A 6136-nucleotide genomic window follows, 5' to 3' on the forward strand; every position below is an offset into this window, starting at 1 on the left:
ATGTCGCCGGGGACGGCCAGCTTCGAGCCCCGGATCCCGCTGCCGACGACGACGGCCTCGGCGTTCGCCACCTCGGGTGCGATCCAGAGCGGCCAGCCCTCCGGCAGGCCGAGCGGGGTGATGCCGCCGTAGGCCATGCCGGTCAGCTCCACCGCGTCGTCCATCGACGCGAACGATGCCTTGCGGACGTCGAGACGCCTGCGCACGACGCCGTTGACGTCGGCGCGGGTCGTGGCCAGGACGAGGCAGGCGGCGTAGCGGGTCTCGCCCGCACGCTTGCCGGAGACGACGACGCAGTTCGCCGAGAACTCCGGCGGGGACCCGTAGGCCTCGCAGAACGCGGCCGTGTCGGCGAGGTCCGGGTCGATCTCGGCGACCCCGACGCGGCCGGCCCGCTCGGCGCCGAGCGCGCCCAGGGCCGCGGCCGTCGGTGCGGCCAGCAGATCGGGACGTTCGGGGGCGGGGACGACGTCGAGCGACCCCAGGACGGACCAGCTCACCAACGCTGGTCGCCGCGCTGCACCCCGACGACGGCCGGCTTCACGTCGACGAGGTAGACCAGCACGGCGACGATCGCGGCCAGCCAGAAGATGGCGCCGGATCCCAGGGGGCCGCCCCTGATCAGGATCAGCAGCAGGAGCGCCACGCCGGTGATGCCCAGCCAGGCGTTCTTGGTCAGCTTGCCGACCGCGGTGAACGCGTCCGCACGCTGGCGCAGCGCGTGCACGAACGCGTACCCGCCCACCGGGATGAGCAGGATCCACAACCCCATCACGATGTAGCTGTCGAGGTAGTAGAGGAACGCCACCGGGCCAGCCTACGTGCACACGGACCTGCGGTCATCCTCGGCCGGGCATTCCGGGCAGAGAACGCCCCCGGAACCACGACGGGTTCCGGGGGCGTGTCGTCGTCGCCGGCGTCACCTCGCAGGTGCGCCCGGCGCGATCACTTGGTGGTGCTGCTGCGACCGTTGGTCGAGGCGCGGCGGGTGGCCGGCTTGCGGGTGGTGACACCCTTCGAGGCGGCCTTCGGGTCGGTCCGGGCCGCCGACTTGCGGGCGGTGCTCCGGGTGGTGCTGGCGACCTCGTCACCGGCCTCGTCGATCGCGGAGGCGGCGTCCTTGCCCGCGTCGGCGACGGCCTTCGAGGCGTCCGAGGTGGCCTCGGTGACGGCCTCGGCGGCCTGGCCGGCGACCTGCTGCGCACCGCGGGCGGCACGCTCGCCGAACGAACGGGTCTCGCGGGTGACGGTGCCGAGGGTCTTCTCGGCGACGCCGTGGGTGTCGTCCACGAACTCGTCGACCTTCTCGGTCAGCGTCTCGACGGTGCTGATGGCCTGCTTGACCTGCGGCTGCTTGCGCAGACGGCCCCAGGCCTTCTCACCGCGGTCGGCGAAGCCGCTGTAGACGCCCTCGGCCTGGTCACGCAGCTCCTCGACCTGCTTGCGCAGGTGCTCCGAGCTCAGACGGGTACGCAGCTCGCCGATCTCGTTCGGCAGCTCCGAGACGCGGGTCTGGACCTCCTCGGCGCGCTTGGTGGCGCGGGTCCGGGCGTCGGTGACGGCCTTGTTCACGGTGCTGTACGCGTAGTCGGTGACACCGAGAACGGCCAGCAGCGGGGTGCGGACGACCTCGGCCTGCTGCTCACGGACCTTGCGGACATCGGTGCTGGTCGGGAGGGACACGGCCATGCTGATCACTTCCTCTTTCTGTGGAGACCCGTTGTGCGGGGTGGTTTCAGGGGGTGCTCGACGGGACGGTCACGGTGTCGGCGACGGAGCCGACGTTCGTTCCGCCGGCGCTACTCTCAGCACCGTTCTCCCGCCGGAAGGACTCGTAGACGTCGAGCAGCACGCGTTTCTGCCGCTCGCTCAACGTGGGGTCGGCGAGCACGGCGTCGGTGACGACGCTCGCCGGTCGTGCATCCAGGATCCCGGCCTTGACGTAGAGCGCCTCGGCGGAGATCCGCAGCCCCTTGGCGATCTGCTGCAGGATCTCGGCGGACGGCTTACGCAGCCCGCGTTCGACCTGGCTGAGATAGGGGTTGCTGACGCCGGCGGTGCGGGCGAGCTGGCGCATCGAGACCTGTGCGGACTCGCGTTGCGCCCGGATGTAGCCGCCGATGTCGTCGATCGTCTGACCGACGGCCTGACCGGCCTGCTCCACGACGTGCCCGACCTGCTCGACCGCCTGGCCGACGCGCTCGGGGGCACCGTCCTCGGTACCGGCCGCTCGCTTTCCGTTCGGGTTCGTCGTCATCCGTTCCTCACCTCCGATCGCTGACAACAACGACCGTACGCAGAGGTGCTAGCTCTTGCAAGCGGAACGCTAGCGCTGGTCACGTGGCCTGTGCCACGTTGATGACCGGAATATGGCGGGCGGATGACGCCCGGGCTAGATGATCAGCTCGGAGACCGTGTAGATGACCAGGCCGGCCAGCGCGCCGACGACGGTGCCGTTGATCCGGATCCACTGCAGGTCCCGCCCGACCTGCAGCTCGATCTTCTTCGAGGTCTCCTCGGCGTCCCAGCGGGCGACCGTCTCGGTGATCAGCGTGGTGATCTCGTGGCGGTAGTGGCGCACCACGTAGCCGGCCGCGTCGGCGACCCAGCCGTCGATCTTGCCGCGCAGCTCGTCGTCGCGCTCCAGGCGCCGGCCCAGCGCGAGGAGCCCGTCGCGCACACGCAGCCGCAGCTCGTTCGTCGGGTCCTCCGCGGCGTCGAGCACCATCGACTTGACGACGGTCCAGGCGCGGCCGATGAAGTGCTGCACCTCGGGGTGCTCGACGACCTGGCGCTTGACCTGCTCGGCCCGCTCGATCGTCGCCGGGTCGGACTGCAGGTCGGTGGCGAACTCGGACAGGTAGCGGTCCACGGCGTGACGCAGCGGGTGCTCCGGGTCGTTCTTGACGTTCCAGGCGAAACCGCGCACCTCGTCGAACAGCTTGTCGGCGACCATCTCGTCGACGAAGCGCGGCGTCCACGACGGCGCGCGTTCGTGCACCACGCGCAGCACCATCTCCTGGTTGTCGGCGACCCAGTCGTAGGCGCGGTCGCACACCAGGTCGACCAGGCGCTTGTGCGCACCGTCGGCCAGCACGCCCTCCAGCGCCTTGCCCAGCGGCGGGCCGACCGGCACCTCGAGCAGCTTGCGCACCACGACGGTCTCCAGGACCTTCTGGACGTCCTCGTCGCGCAGCACGGTGACGATCCCGCGCGCGGCGGCGGTGAGCTCGGCGGTGACCCGGTCCGCGTTCTCGGTCTGCGCGATCCAGGTCCCGACCCGCGAGCTGATCCCGACCCGGTCCAGCTTGTCCCGGATCACCGTCTCGGACAGGAAGTTCTCGCCGACGAAGTCACCGAGGCTGTCGCCGATCATGTCCTTCTTGCGCGGGATGATCGCCGTGTGCGGGATGGGGATCCGCAGCGGATGGCGGAACAGCGCGGTGACGGCGAACCAGTCGGCCAGCGCGCCGACCATGCCGGCCTCGGCGGAGGCCCGCACGTAGCCGGCCCAGGCCAGCCCCTGGACGTCCTCCAGGTACTTCGCGACGAAGAAGACGATCGTGGCGGCGACCAGGAACCCGGTCGCCACCATCTTCATCCGCCGCAGGTCACGACGCTTGGCCTCGTCGCCGGGCCCGAAGTCGCCGAGCGGGACCGTCGAGCGGGCCGGGCTCCGGTGGGGTGGGGCCGACGGTCCGGACGGGGCCGGGCGCTCCGGCGCGCGGGAGGTGTGCACCCGTCCATAGTGCCGCGCCGCACCGACACTCTGCCGGGCGCTCCCGCCGCCCGCACCCGGCGAAAGGTCGCCGGACATGGAACTGGCCGGGACCGACGGTGTTCCGTCGGTCCCGGCCAAGCCGGTGGTGCGGCTGCGCTGAGCGGGCTCTCGCTCCACTCGACGAGGGGGAAGTGCCCCCTCGGGCGCCGCAACCGGTGCGTGCGGGGCCTGCTCGGCGCCGACCGACGGTCGGACATCAACGAACGGGACCCGCCCGCGGCGGGCAGCGGATCAGCGCTGCACGCTCGCGACCTCCTGACCGGACCGCTGGGCATCCGGGTTCGGGTCGCTCCTCTGGGCATCGAAGCTCGCTCCGCCTGCGCTCCTGTCGGTACCGATGCTCGTTCCGCCTGCGCTCCTCTCGGTACCGATGCTCGTTCCGCCTGCGCTCCTCTCGGACGAGCGCCGCCGGACCGCATCGCTCACGGCCTCGATCAGCATGGCGGCGTCCGGGACGTGGTAGCCGGTGCGGGCCGGGGAGACCCGCCACTGCACCCACCCGTCCGGACGCTCCGTCGGTGGGGCGAGCACGCCGATGCCGTCGGTGTGCAGCACGACGTCGGCGTGCAGGCTCAGCTCGGCGGGCAGCGCGTGCCGCGGGGTCATCGGGAACCACCACGTCCCCTGGGGCGTGGCCGCGACCGGCACCACCTCGCCGCTCTCCCGCAGCGTGCGGCAGACCTGCTTACCGACCTCCGCGGGCACCTCGACCACGTCGAGCACGTCCCCGGTGGCGAGCAGGACATCGGCGCCCGGCCCGGGTACCAGTGACCACCCGTGGTCGGCGTACTCGCGCGCTGCCGCTCGCAGCTCCGCGCCGTAGACGGCTCGGTAGCTGTCCCACCAGGACATCTGTCCACTCTCCTTTTCGACCAGCGCGGCGCGCCGCCGTCCGTTCCGGCCCGCGCCCTGTGAAGTACAACACCGAGAATGCGCGCATCGAGATGCGGATGCGAGGGGCCAGCGGTGATCGACCGGCGCGGCGAGACGAGTGGGAGAGGCACTACCGGACACCGCTCGGGGTGCCGTTCACCGGCGGTCGACCGGTTGCACACGGTGGGTGGGCGGACGGGACGCCCGAGGCGTCGGCGGCGTCACCGGTCGTCGTGGGCCGCCCGTGACGAGCGGCACGCCGTGTTCCGCGGTCGGGGACGGCGGGCCGCGGGAGACCGGGCCCGGACACGCCGGTGCCGGCGCCCCGAGTGGGACGCCGGCACCGGTGGAGTCTGAAGAAGAACGGGCAGCGCCCGGACGTGTCTCAGATGACGCGGACCGAGTCGGCCTGCGGTCCCTTCTGGCCCTGGCTGGACTGGAAGTCGACGCGCTGGTTCTCCTCGAGCGTCCGGAATCCGGTGGCCTCGATGGCCGAGTAGTGCACGAACACGTCCGGTCCGTTGTCGTCGGTGGCGATGAAGCCGAAGCCCTTCTCGGCGTTGAACCACTTGACGGTGCCCTGCGGCATAACTTGTCTCTCCCACACATGGAACGGATCCGACCGACGTTGGAACGGCCGGAGGCTGCGCGGAACAGGCGGCCGACAGCACGTGCCGACCGCCGGGGAACCACTGTCACACCCGCCACGGACGCTTCCCGGCGATCGAGGCAGGACACGACTGCAACCAGCACGAACGCTACCAGAGAGATCGTCGACGATCAGTGTTGCTCCGCGCGGGCGCGCACGCGTACGCGCGAGGACGGAGCCCGTGTCCGCGGCCGGGTACGGCGGCGGCGACGTCACCGGCCGTGACGGGTGGGGCACCGGTGTCACCCGGGCCCCACGCCTCACACGCCGGTGACCGATAGTCACGTCGACGCCCTCCGGCGCTCACATCCGGTCACCTCGTCCCCGAACGGGTGGTCACGGAGCCGAGTCCACGCCGACGAGTGACCACAGCACGACGGGCCGCCCCGGTCGGGTGCCGGACGCAGGCCCGGACCCCTGAACCGGCCGGCGACCACCCGGACAGGGTCACCCGATCCGGGCTTGCGTCGGCGGAGTCGTCGCGAAGCGTCGATACTGCGCCCCGGCGGCCGGGTCGCTTCCCGAAAGTGGATCTGGCGCTGCACCGCAGGTCATCAGCATGCTCTGCGCCGTCCCACCCCGTCGCCACCAGGAGAAACCGTGCGATCCCGAGTCACCACGTCACTCGCCCTGACCCTCATGATCGGCACACTGGGTGTGTGCGGAGCCGGCGTGGCGAGCGCCGAGCCGACCCACCCCGCGAGCATCGCGAGCCCCTCGGACGGGCCGCTCGACAGCCTGTTCGGCATGCTCTTCGGCGACGACGACGAGACGTCGTCGTCCACGCCGGACCCCGACGACGAGACCTCCGGCGCGACGACCGCCGCGCCGGT

7 protein-coding genes are annotated in these 6136 nt (G+C 71.5%); all 7 read right to left on the minus strand.

Annotated elements, in window-relative coordinates; all coding sequences use genetic code 11:
• Positions 1 to 500: YbaK/EbsC family protein (locus tag I4I78_RS28875; RefSeq protein WP_374225938.1), on the minus strand; the 500-nt coding region annotated here is incomplete at its 3' end.
• Complete coding sequence (locus I4I78_RS28880; RefSeq protein ID WP_218614669.1) at positions 497 to 808, minus strand: DUF2516 family protein; 312 nt, start codon at positions 806 to 808, stop codon at positions 497 to 499. The genes I4I78_RS28880 and I4I78_RS28875, both read right to left, overlap by 4 nt.
• A 137-nt stretch (positions 809 to 945) precedes the next feature.
• The gene (locus I4I78_RS28885) at positions 946 to 1689 is read right to left on the minus strand and encodes a hypothetical protein (RefSeq protein WP_218614670.1); all 744 of its coding nucleotides are present in this window, start codon (positions 1687 to 1689) and stop codon (positions 946 to 948) included.
• Positions 1690 to 1735: 46 nt separating this feature from the next.
• Entirely contained in the window at positions 1736 to 2257 is a 522-nt protein-coding gene (locus tag I4I78_RS28890; RefSeq protein WP_218614671.1) for a helix-turn-helix domain-containing protein, read from the minus strand.
• Between the two features lie 135 nt (positions 2258 to 2392).
• On the minus strand, positions 2393 to 3739 hold the full coding sequence (locus I4I78_RS28895; protein ID WP_374225939.1) for a DUF445 domain-containing protein: 1347 nt from the start codon (positions 3737 to 3739) through the stop codon (positions 2393 to 2395).
• Between the two features lie 273 nt (positions 3740 to 4012).
• Positions 4013 to 4633, minus strand: coding sequence for a hypothetical protein (locus I4I78_RS28900; RefSeq protein WP_218614672.1), 621 nt, complete (start codon positions 4631 to 4633; stop codon positions 4013 to 4015).
• A 406-nt stretch (positions 4634 to 5039) separates the two neighbouring features.
• Positions 5040 to 5243: a cold-shock protein gene (locus I4I78_RS28905; RefSeq protein ID WP_130288451.1), complete on the minus strand. Its 204-nt coding sequence runs from the start codon at positions 5241 to 5243 to the stop codon at positions 5040 to 5042.
• Positions 5244 to 6136: the final 893 nt, after the last annotated feature.

The sequence above is a fragment of the Pseudonocardia sp. KRD291 genome (assembly GCF_019263595.1).
In the GTDB taxonomy this organism is placed as follows: domain Bacteria; phylum Actinomycetota; class Actinomycetes; order Mycobacteriales; family Pseudonocardiaceae; genus Pseudonocardia.